The sequence below is a fragment of the Martinezella lusitana genome, from assembly GCF_900094565.1.
Taxonomy (GTDB): domain Bacteria; phylum Pseudomonadota; class Alphaproteobacteria; order Rhizobiales; family Rhizobiaceae; genus Rhizobium; species Rhizobium lusitanum.
The window spans coordinates 444,179-461,224 of sequence record NZ_FMAF01000002.1 but is presented as its reverse complement, the minus strand read 5'-3'; the positions used below and the strand labels follow the sequence as shown (position 1 = coordinate 461,224).

Sequence of the window (17,046 nt, the reverse complement as noted above, 5' to 3'; positions counted from 1 at the left end):
AGAACCCTGCTCGACTTGTTTTAAGAATGGAATCGGATGTTTGAACGCTTTCAGGAATTCTTCCATAACCTGACCCAGGATCGCCCCAAATCCGGCTTTGCTCCCGATGATCCGCGCATAGCGGTGGCGGCGCTCTGCATCCAGGTCATGGAAGCGGACGGCAAGATCGAGAACAGCGAGAAGAAGCGGCTTCGCAAGCTGCTGAAGGAGCAATATGGCCTGGACGGCCGTCAGCTCGATCGGCTGATCGCCGCCGGCGAGGAGGCCGAAAGCGAGGCCGTCGACTATTATCGCTTCACCTCGGACTTGAAGCGCCATCTCGACAATGCCCAGCGGCTGGAGCTGCTCGGCATCCTCTGGGATATCGTCTATGCCGATGGCGAGCGCAGCGAGATGGAAGATCACGCGATCTGGCGCATCGCCGACCTCATGGGCATTTCCGATCGCGAACGCATCATGAAGCGCCAGGAGGCAGCAGCCCGCGCGCCCGGTTCCAAGATGGAGACAGGCAATGATGATTGAAGCGCCGGAGAGCGCTGGCCGCCCCATTTTGATCGTGCTCCATCAGGAGCACTCCAGTCCGGGCCGCGTCGGCCAGATGCTGCTGCAAAAGGGCTACGATCTCGATATCCGCCGCCCCGTTCTCGGCGAAGGCCTGCCTTCCACGCTTGCGTCCCATGCCGGCGCCGTCATCTTCGGCGGCCCGATGAGCGCCAACGACCCGGACGAGTTCGTCAAGGCCGAGATCGATTGGCTGAAAATCCCGCTCAAGGAAAATCGCCCCTATCTCGGCATCTGTCTCGGCGCGCAAATGCTCGCCCGTCATCTGGGCGCCAAGGTGAAGGCGCGCGACGACGGCAAGACCGAGATCGGCTGGTATGCGCTGAACCCGACGGAAAAGGGCCGGCTGCTGATGCGCTGGCCGCAAATGGTCTATCATTTCCATCGCGAGGGTTTCGAACTGCCGCACGGCGCCGATCTGCTTGCGACGGCCGAGACCTATCCCAACCAGGCCTATCGCTACGGCGCCAACGCCTGGGGACTGCAGTTCCATGCCGAACTCACGCGCGCCATGATGCAGCGCTGGGTCGTGCATGGCGAACACCGTTTCTGCATGCCGAACGCCCAGCAGGGACGCGAGCATCTGGAAGGCCGCATGATCTTCGACTCGGCGCTCAAGGCCTGGCTTTCCGAATTCCTCGACATGGTTTTCGAAGGCAAGCAGGCCATGGCTGCCTGAGGCGGCCAATAGTTTAGTCCGCGGCAAGAATTCGATTATGCCGCTCGACCGCCTGGCGCACCGATCTGGCATATCGCCTGAGCTTTTCATCGTCTGACACGAGAGTATCCCTAACGCATCTCGGGATCTCCAGCTGGACGCCGGCATTCCGGCTGCCGCGGTTGCATATGTTACCGGCCGCCGTTCCCGCCAGAGCCTCGCCTTTGGCCCTCGCAACGGCTGCAAAGCCATCCTCCCGCAACGCCTGAACGATCAGATCGCGAAGCGCGGTATCGAGGCCGCCGACCCAGCTTGTTTCCGGGTCGCCCCTGTCCGTTCGGCCGTGAATGGCGACGACGATCGGTGATTTTGACACCAGACCGAGAGCCATCGGCTCGTCGAAACGTTCGGAGGTGACGTGCAGCTCATGGTGCGACCTGTCCGTAGCCAACCCCTCGAAGCAGTAGAAGGAAAAGCTCTCCGCCGCTATTTCAAGCGTGATCTGCGAGGTGGCCGGCTCAATGAAGCCGCCATGCGGAGCGATAACAACGACACGCGACGACCGATCCTCAATACGGATGCGATAGTCAACGCCCTCCGCTTCATGTTCGCGCAGCGCTGAAAACGAACCGTATCGATCAGGCTGCCTTTTCATTCGGCAACCTCACGCCGGCTGCGGCTCGCCCTTGCGATCGGGCGCGTTCAGGCTGTCGATCCGGCGAAGCTGCGGGAAGCCCGTCGCCCAGAGGGCGGCCACGGCGAGCGTGCCGACGCCGCCGATGACGACGGCGGGGATCGCGCCGAAATAATGGGCCATGGTGCCGGCGCGGAACTCGCCGAGCTCGTTCGACGCCCCGACGAAGACCATGTTGACGGCGTTGACGCGGCCACGGACGTGATCCGGCGTCCAAAGCATGATCAAGGTTTCGCGGACATAGACCGAGATCAGGTCGGATGCCCCCATGATGGCGAGTGCGGCAATCGACAGCCAGGCCGTATGCGAAATGCCGAAGATCAGCGTTCCCAGGCCAAACAAGGCAACGCCGATGAACATGCAGATCCCGGCGCGATGCCGGATGGGATAGGTCGCCAGAAACAGGCCCATGGCGATCGCGCCGAAGCTCGGCGCCGCGCGCAGCAGGCCGAGGCCCCAGGGGCCGAGCGTCAGGATATCGCGTGCAAAGATCGGCATCAGGGCAACTGCGCCGCCGAGCAGCACGGCGAAGAGATCGAGCGAGATCGCGCCGAGCACGACTTTTTCCGACCAGATGAACCGGAAGCCGGCGAGCATCTCGTTCAGGCTTCGCGCCTCATGGGCGACGCGCTGCTGCGGCTTCGGGATCAGGAAGGTCAGCACCGAACCGGCCGCAAAGAAAAGAACGGCCACAGTATAGGCAACCTCGGGACCGACGCCATAAAGCAGGCCGCCGGCCACCGGCCCGAGAATAGCCGCAGCATCCCATGACATCGAATTCCACGTGATGGCATTCGTCAGGTCTTTGGGCGGTATGAGATTGGGAGCCAGCGATTGCGTCGCCGGCGTCATGAAGGCGCGCTCGATGCCGAAGACGGTGAGGATCATGAAGACCGGCAGCGGTGCGAAGGTGCCGGAGACCGTCAGGAACAGTAGGGCGGCCGTACAGAGGGTGCCGATGAAAATGCAGGTGGCGGCAATCATGCGCCTGTTATAGCGGTCGGCAACCGTGCCCGTCACAAGGATAAGCAACAACGAAGGCAGGAACTGTACCAGGCCGATAAGGCCGAGATAGATCGGCTGGCCGGTATGCGCATACATCTGCCAGCCAACGGAAACGCTGACCATTTGGGTGGCGAAGCCAGTCAAAAACCGCGCAAAGAAGAAATAGGTATAGGCGATGTGCCTGAAGGCGGCAAACCGGTCTCCGCTTGCAGCGAACGACATTGGGCGAGACTTTCCGGCGCGGCGGCCTGCACTAAAAGCACGCTCGGCTGCCTTTTAAACATGATTCAACATGCATCAGTGCATGGGACTTGCCCGTTTAGTCGTCAATGTCTACATGTCTGTCAACCGCGAAATGGAGACGGATATGCTCGCCTTATTTCAAACCATTGATCTGGCTTTGAATCTTTATACCTGGGTGCTGATCGCCAGCGCCATCTTTTCATGGCTCCATGCTTTTAATGTCATCAATTCGAGCAATCAGTTCGTCAACTCGGTCGGCAATTTCCTCTATGCCGTGACGGAGCCGGCACTGCGCCCGATCCGCCGCATCCTGCCCGATCTCGGCGGCATCGACATCTCGCCCGTCATCCTGCTCCTGATCATCTTCTTCGTCCGCTCGCTGATGTGGAACTCGCTGGTTCCGCTTTTCTTGCGGTGAGCACGCCCTGGCAGGCGTCTTCGGATCACCTGCGACTATCCGTCCGTCTCACGCCCAATGGCGGTCGTGACGCGATCGATGGCATGGAGACCGGCAGCGAGGGCGAGTGCTATCTGAAGGCGCGTGTCTCGGTCGCCCCGGAAAAGGGTAAGGCCAACAAGGCGCTGATCGCGCTCATCGCCAAGAGCATCGGCATTCCCAAATCCGCGCTCAGCCTGGTCAGCGGCGAGACCGCGCGTAAAAAAATCCTCCGGATCGAGGGCGAGCCGGAGGATTTGATAGAAAGATTAAAGGCTATCGCGAAGAACTGATCAGGCCTTCTTGGCGCGCTCGATGGCTTCGAGAATGAGCTCGCCAGCTTCCTTGGAGCCGCCCCAGCCAAAGATCTTCACCCACTTGCCGGGCTCCAGATCCTTGTAGTGCTCGAAGAAGTGCTCGATCTGCTTCAGCGTGATCTCGGGCAGGTCGGTATGCTCCCTGACCTTCTCGTAGCGCAGCGTCAGCTTCGGCGAGGGAACGGCAATGATCTTCTCGTCCCTGCCGGAATTGTCTTCCATCTTCAGCACGCCGATCGGGCGGACATTGATAACGCAGCCCGGAACCAGCGGACGGGTGCTGGCGATGAGGACGTCGATCGGGTCGCCGTCTTCGGAGAGCGTGTGAGGCACGAAGCCGTAATTGCCCGGATAGGTCATCGGCGTGTAGAGGAAACGGTCGACGACCAGCGTGCCGGCCTCCTTGTCCATTTCATACTTGATCGGATGACCGCCGACCGGCACTTCAACGATGACGTTGACGTCTTCGGGCGGGTTCTTGCCAATGGAAATCGCGTCGATGCGCATGCGTGTCCCCTAATAAGGATGGTTGCCGCCAGCCAAATAATAGGAATCATGGCGCAACGCAACAATCCATCGAGAAAGCAGAGGATTTAGTTGGCGTCAGGGCCAGACGAAGCCGATCTTCTTCAGCTGTCGATGATCGAAGGTTTCGATGCCCTCGCAGAAATCGGCGCCACCCTGCCCTCGATAGAACTGGTAGGCATTTTCGTTTTCCTCGAGGCACCAGACGACGAGCCCCTTGCAGCCAAGCGACTTCAACAGCCGGCGCGCCTCGCCGAAAAGCATCCGCCCGAGGCCGAGGCCCTGATATTGCGGGCGCAGATAAAGCTCATAGATCTCGCCTTCCTGCGGAAGGGCGCGGGCGCGGTTGAGCCCAAGCGTGGCATAGCCGGCAATCTCGCCGGCGACATCGAGAACCAAGAGCGTGGCCGGACCGCTGGTTGCCTTGCGCCACCAGGATTCGCCGCGGCGTTCGATCATCTGGCCGAGTGCGCGATGCGGGATAATGCCGGCATAGGTGTACTGCCACGACTGGCGGTGCACCTCCGAAATGGCCCGGGCGTCATGGGGTTCTGCCCGCCGAACATCAATCGACAACGTCTTCATAACGTCTACTCTGGTCTCGCGACTCCGAATTAACCATCCTCATTCATAAAGACGGCAGACTTGCCCACAGCCTTTATCCGTGGATGATCGCTGAAAATTAACGCCTTTTTAACCTTTCCCACAAGGGTCCAAAAATCGAACACACAAAATAAAACCCCGGCACAATGGCCGGGGTTGATTGGTTCGAAGCGGTACAGGCTTTGCCGTTACGCGGAACGCGCCTTTTCGAAGCGCTTGCGCTCGTTCGGGTCGAGATACATCTTGCGCAGGCGAATCGACTTCGGCGTGACTTCCATCAGCTCGTCGTCCTGAATCCAGGAGAGAGCGCGGTCGAGCGTCATGCGGATCGGCGGGGTCAGCTTCACGGCTTCATCCTTGCCGGCGGCGCGGATGTTGGTGAGCTGCTTGCCCTTGAGCACGTTGACTTCGAGGTCGTTGTCTCTGGAGTGAATGCCGATGATCATGCCGGCATAGACCTTTTCACCCGGTTCGATGATCATCGGACCGCGGTCTTCCAGGTTGAACATCGCGTAGGCGACTGCTTCGCCTGAAGCGTTGGAGAGCAGGACGCCGTTGGTGCGGCCGCCGATCGCGCCCTTGAAGGGCTGATAGTCATGGAACAGGCGGTTCATGATCGCGGTGCCGCGCGTATCCGTCAGCAGTTCCGACTGATAGCCGATGAGACCGCGGGTCGGCGCGAAGAATTTCAGGCGCAGGCGATTGCCGCCGGACGGACGAAGCTCGACCATTTCGGCCTTGCGCTCCGACATCTTCTGCACGACGACACCCGAATGCTCTTCATCGACGTCGATGACGACTTCTTCGATCGGCTCCAGCATCTGGCCGGTGGCTTCGTCCTTGTGCATGACGACGCGCGGACGCGACACGGCAAGCTCGAAGCCTTCGCGGCGCATGGTTTCGATCAGAACAGCAAGCTGCAATTCGCCGCGGCCGGAGACGTAGTACGAATCCTTGCCTTCGGCTTCCTCGATCTTCAGCGCGACATTGCCTTCGGCTTCCTTGAAGAGGCGATCGCGGATGACGCGTGAGGTAACCTTGTCGCCTTCAGTGCCAGCGAGCGGGCTGTCATTGACGATGAACGACATGGTGACGGTCGGCGGATCGATCGGCTGGGCGTGCAGCGCCTCGGTGACGGACGGATCGCAGAATGTGTCGGCGACGGTACCCTTGGACAGACCGGCGATGGCGACGATATCGCCTGCATGAGCTTCCTCGATCGGCGTGCGCTCGATGCCGCGGAAGGCGAGGATCTTGGAAATGCGGCCGGTTTCGATCAGCTTGCCATCCTGGCCCAGAACCTTGACGGACTGGTTCGGCTTGATCGAGCCGGAATGAATGCGGCCGGTGATGACGCGGCCAAGGAAGGGATTGGCTTCGAGAAGCGTGCCGATCATGCGGAATGCGCCGTCTTCTTCGCCGACACTCGGCTCCGGCACATGCTTCAGCACCAGATCGAGAAGCGGGCCAAGGCCATCCTCGACGGGGCCTTCCGGCGAATAGTTCATCCAGCCGGCGCGGCCCGAGCCATAAAGGATCGGGAAATCGAGCTGCTCGTCGGTGGCGTCGAGCGCTGCGAAGAGATCGAAGACCTCGTTGATGACTTCTTCGTGGCGCGCATCCGGACGGTCGATCTTGTTGATCGCGACGATCGGGCGGAGGCCGACTTTCAGCGCCTTGCCGACCACGAACTTGGTCTGCGGCATCGGGCCTTCCGAGGCATCGACCAGCACGATGGCGCCATCGACCATCGAAAGGATGCGCTCGACTTCGCCGCCGAAGTCGGCGTGGCCAGGCGTGTCGACGATGTTGACGCGAACGCCCTTCCAGACAACGGAGGTCGCCTTGGCGAGAATGGTGATGCCACGCTCTTTTTCCAGATCGTTGGAATCCATCATGCGCTCAACGGTGCGCTGGTTCTCGCGGAAGGAACCGGACTGCTTCAGAAGCTCGTCAACGAGGGTGGTTTTCCCATGGTCAACGTGCGCGATGATCGCGATGTTGCGGAGTGTCATAATGTTATATCTCTGAGGCTGAGGCGCGATATAAAGTAAACACGCCAATTACGTTTGGCGCGCTCATAGCCTTTTTTTCGCGATTGCGAAAGGGGGGAGGCGCGAAAGCTCGCTTGCACGCCTCTTCAACCCATCGACAACATGGTCCCGACCTTCGAGCCCAAGGGCAAGGATCAGGCCGCCAGCCCCTTCTTCTTCAGCATCGCATCCGGGCTCGGCAGCTTGCCGCGGAAGGCCTTATAGGTGTCTTCCGGGTCGATCGAGCCGCCGACGGAATAGATGTTGGCCTTGAGTTTCTCGGCCATCTCGGCATTGAAAGCATCGCCGGTTTCCTCGAAAGCGGAGAAGGCGTCCGCATCCAGCACTTCCGACCACATGTAGGAATAGTAGCCGGCCGAATAGCCGTCGCCGGCGAACACATGCTGGAAATGCGGGGTGGCATGACGCATGACGATCGATTTCGGCATGCCGATCTCGGCAAGCACTTGCCCCTGCACCGCCATCGGATCCTCGACGGCGCCGCGAGTATGGAACGCCATGTCGACCAGCGCCGACGAGGTAAACTCCACCGTGTTGAAGCCGGCATTGAAGGTGCGGGCTGCCAGCACCTTGTCGAGCAGCGCCTGCGGCATCGGCGCGCCGGTCTCGTAGTGGACGGCATATTCTTTCAGGATGACAGGCACGGTCAGCCAGTGCTCGTAAAGCTGCGACGGCAGCTCGACGAAATCGCGGGAAACGCCGGTGCCTGATACCGAGGGATAGGTGACGTTCGACAGCATGCCGTGCAGCGCATGGCCAAACTCGTGGAACAGCGTGCGGGCATCGTCGAGCGACAGCAGCGCCGGCTTGCCTTCGGCCGGCTTGGCGAAATTGCAGACATTGTAGATGATCGGCAATTCGCCCACGTCACCGTTCTTCAATGGCAGTTTGTGCTGCGATTGGAACGAGCTCATCCAGGCGCCGGAGCGCTTGGAGCTGCGGGCAAAATAATCGCCAAGGAACACCGCGACGAGCTTGTCGGAACGGTCGCGGATCTCGAAGACACGCACATCGGGATGATAGGCGGGAACGCCCTTCTGCTCGACGGCATGAATGCCGAACAGGCGGCCGGCGACATCGAAGCAGGCGGCAATGATCTTTTCCAGCTGCAGATAAGGCTTGAGTTCGGTTTCGGAGAAATCGAACTTCTGCGTGCGGATCTTTTCGGCATAGTGCCGCCAGTCCCAGGGCATGACCTCGTGGTTGCGGCCTTCCTCGGCGATCAGCGCGGCAATATCCTTTTCTTCTTCGGCAGCGCGTGCTGCCGCCTTCGACCATACGGTCATGAGGAGGTCATTCACTGCGTCAGGCGTCTTCGCCATGGTGTTGTCGAGCTTCAATTCGGCAAAGTTGCCGTAGCCGAGCAGCCTCGCCTTCTCGGCTCTGAGCGCCAACATCTCGCGAATGATCTCGCGGTTGTCCGTCTTGCCGCCATTGGCGCCGCGTGCCACCCACGCCTTGAAGGCCTGCTCGCGCACATCGCGGCGCTCGGATGATGTCAGGAACGGTTCAATGATCGAGCGCGACAGCGTGACGGCATATTTGCCCTCTTCGCCGCGCTCGCGCGCCGCGGCCGCCATTGCATCGCGCAGATAGCTAGGAAGGCCGGCGAGATCGGCCTCCTCCGACAGCAACAGCGCCCAGTCCTTTTCATCGGCAAGCACATTTTGCCCGAACTGCGCACCGAGGCCGGCAAGCTTTTCGTTGATCGCGGAAAGCCGCTCCTGCTCCGCTTTCGGCAGCTTGGCACCCGACTTCACGAAACCCTTCCAGTGCCGTTCGAGCACGCGGGTTTCCTCCAGCGTCAGACCGAGTTCGTCACGGCCCTCCCAGAGAGCGTCGAGGCGGGCAAAGAGCGCGGCATTCGTGCCGATCTTGGAATAATGCCGCGCCATCTTCGGCGCGATCTCGCGCTCCAGCGCCTGGATCGTCTCGTTGGTATCAGCACCGGCCTTGTTCCAGAACAGCGCCGATATGCGCGACAGCTCATCACCGGCGAGTTCGAGCGCTGTCACCGTATTGGCGAAGCTCGGCGCATCGCTATCCCCGGCAATCGCATCGATCTCCGCCTCGTGGAACACAAATGCGGCGTTGAAGGCGGGAGCGAAATCCGTGTCCTTCACCGCGTCGAAGCGTGGCAGCCCTCGATGTCCGGTCCATTCGACGAGCGCGGGATTGACGGCGGCGTGGGAAGACATGCAGGGCATCCTTTCGACAGATATCTGATCGAAGCACGATATAAGGCCCGCCCCGCCAAATTGGTATGGCGGCGACAAACAAATTTATGGGGAAGGGTCAGGCCTTGCGCCAGCCGAGCAGGCCAGGCGTGGCGTGCCAGAGCGCCTGCGCCGCAAAGCCCATGAAGAGCACGCCGGAGCAGCGCACGATCAGCCGTTCATGCGCGCGATAGAAACGTCGCACAGCCCCCGCGCCGATAATGCTGATCAGGATGATATCCGCTGTCACGAAGCCGGCGAAGGAAACCGTGAGCAATAGCGGCAGCGCGCTGAAAGTCAGCGCTCCGGCTGAACCCGCCACCAAAGCGGTGAACGTCGCCAGCGCAACCGGATATCCCTTCGGGTTGGTGACGCCGAAGATCAGGCCCCGGCGGAACGGCCGGTCGACATTGACAAGCGATTTCCCATCTCCCTTAGGCTTGGCCGTCACCGCGCTCCAGCCGATCCAGGCAAGATAGAAGCCGCAAAGCAATCCGAGCAGATCGAAGACGAAGGTGCCGATGGTCTTGGCGCCGACGATGGCGACCAGCGCAAGCGACGACCAGACGATATCGCCCAGCAGATGGCCGCTGACGAAAAATGCGCCGGCCTTGCGCCCTTGCCCCGCGCCGATGCCCAGCAGCGCCAGAAAAGCCGGGCCCGGAATAAGGACATAAAACAGCGCGGCCAGGAAAGCGCCGACAACGAGCGATTGCGTCATGATGGAGGTCCCCACTGCTGATCGCGGGAGAGTAGCAACCTGCTGAATCGGGTCAAGTCGCTGTTCGTTTTATGACAGAAGAAGCCGTTGTGTTCATGGGTTTAAACCAATAAGAACGTATCGGGGCCCAAGAACTGAAAAGCGTAGGTAGGGAAGCGCTTATGAACAGCAGGATTAATACGGATTCGCTCGCCTTTCTTGTGAGCGATTGCGCCCGATTGATCAGGACGGCCTTCGAGCGACGTATTCTTGTCGCAGGGCTCGGCCTGACAGCGGGTGAAGCACGAACGCTGATGCAAGTCGCTGCCATTAACGGTAGTCGGCAGCTCGACATCGCCTCCCGCATGGGGTTGGAGCCGATGACCGTCAGCGCCTTTCTGGACAAATTGCAGGCGCGGGGCCTGATCGAACGCCAACCCGACCCGCTCGACCGCCGCGCCAAGCGGATCGTCTTGTCGGAAACGGCCGCCGCCAAGCTGAAGCAGATCGACAGAGAGGTTTGCGAGGTCGAGCGCAATGCGACGCAAGGCTTCGATCAGGGATTGCAGACGCAGCTGCACGACGCGCTCTGTACGTTCCGCAGCAATCTGCAGAAGGCAGAACTGCCCGCCGAGACCGAACGTGAGTTGAGGCCGGTCGACTAGAGCGATCCCGGTAAAAGTGCGTAGCGGTTTTCCGTCCGGAATTGCGCAAAACAACAACATAGAGCGGTCAGGCGTTTCACGGAATCGCCTGACCGCTTAATGTCCGGCACAGTTCCGCTTTCCAGCAAGAAAAACCCGCCTCCGGCAACCGGAAGCGGGTCTTTTGTTGTTTGGATTCTGATTACTTCGACAGGTTACGCTTGGCGAGCGTGCGCAAGCGCAAAGCGTTGAGCTTGATGAAGCCGGCTGCGTCCTTCTGGTCGTAGGCGCCCTGATCGTCCTCGAATGTGACGAGCTTATCGGAGTAGAGCGACTTCGGGCTTTCGCGGCCGATGACCATAACATTGCCCTTGTAGAGCTTCAGCGTCACTTCGCCTTCGACATGTTCCTGGCTCTTGTCGATGAGGGCCTGCAACATCTCGCGCTCCGGCGAGAACCAGAAGCCGTAATAGATGAGCTCGGCATAACGCGGCATCAGCTCGTCCTTGAGGTGCGCGGCACCGCGGTCGAGCGTGATGGATTCAATGGCGCGATGGGCCGCGAGCAGGATCGTGCCGCCGGGCGTTTCGTAGACGCCGCGCGACTTCATGCCGACATAGCGGTTCTCGACGAGGTCCAGACGGCCGATGCCATTATCGCGACCGTAATCGTTGAGCTTTGCCAGCAGCGTCGCCGGGCTCAGGTGCTGACCATTGATCGAGACGGCATCGCCCTTTTCGAAGCCGACCTTGATAACCGTCGCCTTGTCGGGAGCGGCTTCAGGGGAAATCGTGCGCATATGCACATATTCCGGCGCTTCCTGCGACGGATCTTCCAGCACCTTGCCCTCCGAGGAGGAGTGCAGAAGGTTGGCATCGACGGAGAACGGCGCCTCGCCCTTCTTGTCCTTGGCAACCGGAATCTGGTGCTTCTCGGCAAATTCGAGCAGGTCGGTACGGCTCTTGAACGACCAGTCGCGCCAGGGAGCGATAATCTTGATGTCGGGGTTCAGCGCATAGGCCGAGAGTTCGAAACGAACCTGGTCGTTGCCCTTGCCCGTCGCGCCGTGCGCGATGGCGTCAGCGCCGGTCTTTTTGGCGATCTCGATCAGGTGCTTGGAGATCAGCGGGCGGGCGATCGACGTGCCGAGCAGGTAGACGCCTTCGTAGACGGCATTGGCGCGGAACATCGGGAAGACGAAATCGCGCACGAATTCCTCGCGCACATCCTCGATATAGATTTCCTTGATGCCGAGCATTTCGGCCTTCTTGCGCGCCGGCTCCAGCTCTTCGCCCTGGCCGAGATCGGCGGTGAAGGTGACGACTTCCGCACCCAGCTCCGTCTGCAGCCACTTCAGGATAATCGAGGTGTCGAGACCGCCGGAATAGGCGAGAACGACTTTCTTCACGTCTTTATGTGATGCCATGATGAGATCCGTTTCAATGCAAGCCGAAGGAAAGGCCCGCAAACCCTGTATCGCGGCACTTTTAGCGAGATTATCGCGAGGCGCAAGGGGAAGTGCGGCGGAGCGCCTCGCACGGGTTCGACGCGGGTTTGACTCGCCTCGGGAAAGCACCATATTCGGCGGCGAGCAAGCAATGCCTCGGAGGGCACCCTTTGACCGATATTCAAGACATTTTCAAGAAATCCAATGTAGCCGTCATCACCGGCGGCGCGTCCGGCATCGGCTTTGCTGCGGCGAAATATTTTGCTTCGCTCGACATGAGCGTCGTCATTGCCGATCTCGGCGGCGACCGCCTGGCGGAAGCGAGCGCCGAGCTCAAGACGATCACAGGCGAGGAGCATGTGATGGCCATCGAGACCGATGTTTCCAGCAAAGACTCGTTGGAGGCGTTGGAGCGCGCAGTCCTGCAGCGCTTCGGCCGGGTGCATGTGCTGATGAACAATGCCGGTATCGGACCGGAAACCTCGATCTTCAGCGCACAGGCCGGCTGGGATGCCATTCTCGGCGTCAATCTGCTCGGCGTTATCAACGGCACGCGGACCTTCGGGCCCGGCATGCTGGCCCATGGCGAACCGGGTGTTATCATCAACACCGGCTCGAAGCAGGGCATCACCACGCCGCCAGGCAATCCGGCCTACAATGTCTCAAAGGCCGGCGTGAAGGTGTTCACCGAAGCGCTGCAGCACGAGCTACGCAATACTGCGGGCGCGAAAATATCAGCCCATCTCCTTATCCCCGGCTTCGTCTTCACCGGCCTCACCAAGGGCGAGCGCAGGGAAAAGCCGGCCGGTGCCTGGACGCCGGAACAGACGATCGACTTCATGGTGGAGAGCCTGAAGCGCGGCGACTTCTATATTCTCTGCCCTGACAATGACGTGGCCCGTCCGACCGACGAGCGCCGCATGCTGTGGGCCGCCGGCGATATCGTCGAAAACCGTCCGCCGCTGTCGCGTTGGCACCCCGACTATGCCGACCAATTCAAGGCATTTCTCGAAAAGAAGGATTGATTTGCAATCCCCCCAAAGCCGGATAAGAGAACACGGATCCCCTATCCGGCTTTCGGAGCATCTCATGGACTTCATACCCAGCCTGCCGACCCTTCTCGCCTTTTCGGCGGCAAGCCTGTTGCTGGCGCTGACCCCCGGTCCCGACATGACGTTGTCGATCAGTCGCGCTTTGGCGCAGGGCAAGAAGGCAGCGCTTTTCGTCGTTCTCGGCACCAGCCTCGGCGTCATCGTTCACACCTGTTTGGTGGCCTTCGGCATTTCGGCGCTGATCACCGCTTCGCCGGTCGCCTTCACGGTGCTGAAAACGGGTGGTGCCGCCTATCTCCTGTGGTTGGCGATCCAGGCGATCCGCTTCGGTTCCAGCTTGTCGATCAAGAAGGTCGATGCCGTCAAGGGCACGCCGCTCGCCAATATTTCCACCGGCTTCTCAGTCAATCTGCTGAACCCCAAGGTCATCATCTTTTTCATGACCTTCCTGCCGCAATTCGTCACGGCAGGCGATCCGGCCGTGACGCACAAGCTGCTGTTCCTCGGCTTCTTCTTCATCGTCATCGGCATTCCGGTGAACGTGCTCATCGTTCTTGCCGCCGACGGCCTGTCGTCCTGGCTGCAGAAGAACCGGGGCGTCATGCGCGGCCTCGACTATGCCTTTGCCACCGTCTTCTCGATCTTCGCGGTGAAGATCTTCTTCACTCAGGCTCGTTGAGGACGGGGCCTCGCCCGGCGAACCGGCCGGCGATCCACCAATAAACGGTGGCGCTGGCTGCCCCCAAGAAGGCGAAGCAGACCGCGATCGTGATCAGATTGAGGGTCTGCGGCTTTTCCACGCCGCCGGAAATCAGGATGGAGGCCACCGCAGACAAGACGGCGCCATAGATCGCATAACCGTACCAGCGACGCATACCGCGCCATTCCAGAATGGGGATGACGATGAGCGACGGCACAATGCTGACGATCATTGCGAGCTTGGTGAGCGCGATCGTCAGGACGAAAAGTTCGGGGGCGGCCGTCTCCGGCACCGTCCACGCGGCAACGCAGGCCAGCACGAAGCCCATCAGAGCGCAGGCGGCGACATAGCCCCACAGGAGGCGTATCGGCTTGCGCAGCCCAACGAGCATCGATCTCAATCCTCGCCGTGATTGGCGATCATCATCGCTTCGAAGGCCAGGCGTTCGGTCTTGCGCATGCGCTCCGATTCCGACTTCAGCTGGCCGCAGGCGGCGAGGATATCACGCCCGCGCGGCGTGCGGATCGGCGAAGCATAGCCGGCCGAATTGATGAAATCGGCGAATTTCTCGATCTGCTCCCACTCCGAACACTGGTAATTCGTGCCTGGCCAGGGATTGAAGGGGATCAGGTTGATCTTGGCCGGAATGCCCTTCAGCAACTGGATCAGCCCCTTCGCATCCTCGAGGCTGTCGTTGACGCCCTTCAGCATCACATATTCGAAAGTGATGCGCCGTGCGTTCGAAAGGCCGGGATAGGCGCGACAGGCATCCATCAGCTCCTTCAGCGGATATTTCTTGTTGATCGGCACCAGCATGTCGCGCAGGTCGTCGCGCACCGCATGCAGAGAGATCGCCAGCATGACGCCGATCTCATCGCCTGTGCGGTAGATTTCCGGCACGACGCCCGACGTCGAAAGGGTGATGCGTCGCTTCGACAGAGAGAGGCCGTCGCCGTCGGAAGCGATCAGCAGCGCCGTTTTGACGCTGTCGAAATTATAGAGCGGCTCGCCCATGCCCATCATGACGACATTGCTGACCTTGCGGCCTTCCGCCGGCATGACCGTGCCCTGCGGTGCTTCGCGGTCGGGGAAATCACCGAGCCGGTCGCGCGCCAGAAGCAGCTGCGACAGGATCTCTTCCGCCGTCAGGTTGCGCACCAGGCGCTGCGTGCCCGTATGACAGAAGGAGCAGGTCAGCGAACAGCCGACCTGGCTGGAAATGCAGAGCGTGCCGCGGCCCTCTTCCGGAATATAGACGGCCTCGATCTCGACGGGACGGCCGGCGCCGCGCGGCGGGAAACGCAGCAGCCATTTGCGGGTGCCGTCGTTGGACACCTGTTCCTCGACAATTTCGGGACGTGCGATGGTGAAATGCGTCTTCAGCATTTCGCGCATGTCCTTCGAGACATTCACCATGGCATCGAAATCGGAGACACCGCGCACGTAGATCCAGTTCCAGAGCTGGCTGACGCGCATCTTGATCTGCTTGTCGGCAACGCCCTTTTCCTTGAGCGCGGCACCCATTTCCTCGCGCGTCAGACCGATGAGCGACGGTTTCGGCGAAAGCTCCACCGGCTGCGACAAGGGCATCGGCTTCAGCTTGGGATGGGTCATGATATCGGTGGCGGACATAGGATCATTCCAACGGTTCACATCGGCGATGCCGCAAAAGCTGAAAGAAGCTGCGGATGCGGGCAAGGCACGGAAATCTGAAGATTCATGCGGTGGCGGGACAAGCTGTCTGCCGCACACCTGCTGTTGGCGCGGCCTTTAGCACTAATTTCCGCTCGCGTCATCCCTTTCCCTCAAAAGCAAAGGCCGGCGTGCTTGCCGGCCTTGTCATCACGGTCGCGGCGGCAGGACGATCACATTGACGTGATCCCTTGGCCCTCGAACTTACTTGCAGTTCTCGATCTGCTTCAGCGCGGCGGTAACGCCCTTTAGCGAATAGGTATAGGAAGTGGCCGTACCCTTTTTCGAAGTCGCCGAAACCTTCAGCGAATGGCCTGATTTGAGGGCTGCGACCAATGCAGGCTCCTGCGCGGCATTCTCGACCCAGGCGGCCTTGTCCTTGGTGAACATCACGAAGGTCTTGTTGTCGATGATGACGTCGACCTTCGAATTGTCCTTGAGCGGATAGCCCATCATCGCCTGCGGTTCATAGGAGATATTCTGGCCCGGGCGCTGGGACACGATGAAGAAATTGTCGCCATGGTCGATGCCGGCGGTCGGCGCCTTGGCGGTGGGCACGGAGAGAACGTAGCAGACCTTGCCCGCCGCGGACTGGTAGGAATAGGCGCCCCAGGCGTCGAACTGCTGGATGCGCGTCGGAGCCGCCGGCGCTGCTGCTGCCGCTGCCTGCGTCTGCTTCTTGGTCTGGGCGGAGGCAATGCCGGTGCCGGCGAGAACAAGCGAGAGGGCGATTGCGAAGCTTTTTACAAACATGGTTTCCTGCCGATTTCTTGCGGTCCAGAGCGCGTGGCGAGTCGATTAACGCACGCCTATGCTCGTGAGCTGCCTTATTTTGACTTTATTCAGGTTACCAAACCGTCAACGGAGCGCTAACCGCCCTTGGCTCCGTGCCATTTCAACCCAGGTATTGCGCAGAGCTTGAAACGCTTCAGAAGGAATTGGAAAACCCGGATGGTGGAACACCACCCTACGGGATCGATTTAAGACAGAAAGATTCAGGCAAGAATTTGTCCTCGCTAAAATCAGTGGGGCCTCATAAAGGTCTGGAAACCCGAGAGGATTCAGATCGACCCCTGTTGGGCGGGCATCAAGCCGTTTTTACAGCCTCTGGCTCGTTCTCCAACGCCCTGTCGGCAGCGTCGTAATGTTCCTGGCGGATATGGCCCCTGATCATGCTGAAGGCGAGCGTCAGCACCGCGACATCGTCCGTAAAGCCGACCACGGCAAAAAAATCGGGGATAATATCGAACGGCATGACGAAATAGCCGAGCGCAGCCAGCAGGATGCCGCGGACACGAGTCGGTGTCTGCGGATCGAACGCGCAATAGAAAGCCGCCACGACATCGCGGGAAAACGGGATATAACGAGCCGCCTTCCGCAAGGTCGGCCAGAATTTGCTGCGCACCGTCTTCTCCTGCTCCTTTTGGGTTTCTTCATCACCAGGCATCAGGATTTCCCCGTACTTGATGTCATCCATTCCATTCACCTCTATCGAGACC

General features: G+C 60.3%; 19 protein-coding genes. 7 read left to right on the top strand and 12 right to left on the bottom strand.

The features are described 5' to 3' along the window. Positions 1 to 36 precede the first annotated feature (36 nt). The gene (locus GA0061101_RS05435; RefSeq protein WP_037196832.1) at positions 37 to 522 is read left to right on the top strand and encodes a tellurite resistance TerB family protein; all 486 of its coding nucleotides are present in this window, start codon (positions 37 to 39) and stop codon (positions 520 to 522) included. After that, a complete protein-coding gene (locus GA0061101_RS05430) occupies positions 515 to 1,240 on the top strand; it encodes a glutamine amidotransferase (protein ID WP_047637955.1) in 726 nt (241 codons plus the stop codon). Before GA0061101_RS05435 ends, GA0061101_RS05430 begins: the two co-directional genes overlap by 8 nt. Before the next feature lie 13 nt (positions 1,241 to 1,253). Here GA0061101_RS05430 and GA0061101_RS05425 read toward each other — a convergent pair whose 3' ends face one another. After that, positions 1,254 to 1,874 carry a poly-gamma-glutamate hydrolase family protein gene (locus GA0061101_RS05425; protein ID WP_092573189.1) on the bottom strand — a complete coding sequence of 207 codons (621 nt, stop codon included), beginning with the start codon at positions 1,872 to 1,874 and terminating at the stop codon, positions 1,254 to 1,256. 9 nt (positions 1,875 to 1,883) lie between these two features. Beyond that, positions 1,884 to 3,140, bottom strand: coding sequence for an MFS transporter (locus GA0061101_RS05420; protein WP_092573188.1), 1,257 nt, complete (start codon positions 3,138 to 3,140; stop codon positions 1,884 to 1,886). Positions 3,141 to 3,255: 115 nt separating this feature from the next. Between GA0061101_RS05420 and GA0061101_RS05415 the strand changes: the two genes are divergently transcribed. Then, positions 3,256 to 3,579: a YggT family protein gene (locus GA0061101_RS05415; protein ID WP_092573259.1), complete on the top strand. Its 324-nt coding sequence runs from the start codon at positions 3,256 to 3,258 to the stop codon at positions 3,577 to 3,579. Then, positions 3,576 to 3,890: a DUF167 domain-containing protein gene (locus GA0061101_RS05410; protein ID WP_092573187.1), complete on the top strand. Its 315-nt coding sequence runs from the start codon at positions 3,576 to 3,578 to the stop codon at positions 3,888 to 3,890. Before GA0061101_RS05415 ends, GA0061101_RS05410 begins: the two co-directional genes overlap by 4 nt. Here GA0061101_RS05410 and ppa read toward each other — a convergent pair whose 3' ends face one another. The 5 genes from ppa to GA0061101_RS05385 form a co-directional block, all read right to left on the bottom strand. Further along, entirely contained in the window at positions 3,891 to 4,421 is a 531-nt protein-coding gene (ppa, locus tag GA0061101_RS05405; RefSeq protein ID WP_037196836.1) for an inorganic diphosphatase, read from the bottom strand. 96 nt (positions 4,422 to 4,517) lie between these two features. Further along, positions 4,518 to 5,024 carry a GNAT family N-acetyltransferase gene (locus tag GA0061101_RS05400; protein WP_034509000.1) on the bottom strand — a complete coding sequence of 169 codons (507 nt, stop codon included), beginning with the start codon at positions 5,022 to 5,024 and terminating at the stop codon, positions 4,518 to 4,520. Positions 5,025 to 5,230: 206 nt separating this feature from the next. Next, positions 5,231 to 7,057: a translational GTPase TypA gene (gene typA, locus GA0061101_RS05395; RefSeq protein WP_037196837.1), complete on the bottom strand. Its 1,827-nt coding sequence runs from the start codon at positions 7,055 to 7,057 to the stop codon at positions 5,231 to 5,233. Positions 7,058 to 7,230: 173 nt separating this feature from the next. Then, a complete protein-coding gene (locus GA0061101_RS05390) occupies positions 7,231 to 9,294 on the bottom strand; it encodes a M3 family metallopeptidase (protein ID WP_047553657.1) in 2,064 nt (687 codons plus the stop codon). Between the two features lie 97 nt (positions 9,295 to 9,391). Further along, positions 9,392 to 10,033, bottom strand: coding sequence for a LysE family translocator (locus GA0061101_RS05385; protein WP_037196839.1), 642 nt, complete (start codon positions 10,031 to 10,033; stop codon positions 9,392 to 9,394). Positions 10,034 to 10,194: 161 nt separating this feature from the next. Between GA0061101_RS05385 and GA0061101_RS05380 the strand changes: the two genes are divergently transcribed. Further along, complete coding sequence (locus GA0061101_RS05380) at positions 10,195 to 10,677, top strand: MarR family winged helix-turn-helix transcriptional regulator (RefSeq protein ID WP_037196841.1); 483 nt, start codon at positions 10,195 to 10,197, stop codon at positions 10,675 to 10,677. A gap of 181 nt (positions 10,678 to 10,858) precedes the next feature. Here the strand turns inward: GA0061101_RS05380 and GA0061101_RS05375 are convergent, their stop codons facing one another. Further along, positions 10,859 to 12,082: an argininosuccinate synthase gene (locus GA0061101_RS05375; protein WP_037196933.1), complete on the bottom strand. Its 1,224-nt coding sequence runs from the start codon at positions 12,080 to 12,082 to the stop codon at positions 10,859 to 10,861. 191 nt (positions 12,083 to 12,273) lie between these two features. Between GA0061101_RS05375 and GA0061101_RS05370 the strand changes: the two genes are divergently transcribed. Both GA0061101_RS05370 and GA0061101_RS05365 read left to right on the top strand, forming a co-directional pair. Next, positions 12,274 to 13,128 (top strand): SDR family NAD(P)-dependent oxidoreductase, encoded by an 855-nt coding sequence (locus GA0061101_RS05370; protein ID WP_037196842.1) that lies wholly within the window; start codon positions 12,274 to 12,276, stop codon positions 13,126 to 13,128. A gap of 64 nt (positions 13,129 to 13,192) precedes the next feature. Further along, a complete protein-coding gene (locus tag GA0061101_RS05365; RefSeq protein ID WP_037196843.1) occupies positions 13,193 to 13,834 on the top strand; it encodes a LysE family translocator in 642 nt (213 codons plus the stop codon). Here GA0061101_RS05365 and GA0061101_RS05360 read toward each other — a convergent pair. From GA0061101_RS05360 to GA0061101_RS05345, 4 genes are all read right to left on the bottom strand, one after another. Continuing rightward, positions 13,818 to 14,246, bottom strand: coding sequence for a hypothetical protein (locus GA0061101_RS05360; RefSeq protein ID WP_047637796.1), 429 nt, complete (start codon positions 14,244 to 14,246; stop codon positions 13,818 to 13,820). The two genes, GA0061101_RS05365 and GA0061101_RS05360, sit on opposite strands and share 17 nt — an antisense overlap. A 5-nt stretch (positions 14,247 to 14,251) precedes the next feature. Continuing rightward, positions 14,252 to 15,469 (bottom strand): dual-specificity RNA methyltransferase RlmN, encoded by a 1,218-nt coding sequence (rlmN, locus tag GA0061101_RS05355; protein WP_376774247.1) that lies wholly within the window; start codon positions 15,467 to 15,469, stop codon positions 14,252 to 14,254. A gap of 282 nt (positions 15,470 to 15,751) precedes the next feature. Continuing rightward, the gene (locus GA0061101_RS05350) at positions 15,752 to 16,300 is read right to left on the bottom strand and encodes an invasion associated locus B family protein (protein ID WP_037196846.1); all 549 of its coding nucleotides are present in this window, start codon (positions 16,298 to 16,300) and stop codon (positions 15,752 to 15,754) included. Positions 16,301 to 16,634: 334 nt separating this feature from the next. Continuing rightward, positions 16,635 to 17,024 carry a YkvA family protein gene (locus GA0061101_RS05345; RefSeq protein ID WP_092573186.1) on the bottom strand — a complete coding sequence of 130 codons (390 nt, stop codon included), beginning with the start codon at positions 17,022 to 17,024 and terminating at the stop codon, positions 16,635 to 16,637. Positions 17,025 to 17,046 lie beyond the last annotated feature (22 nt).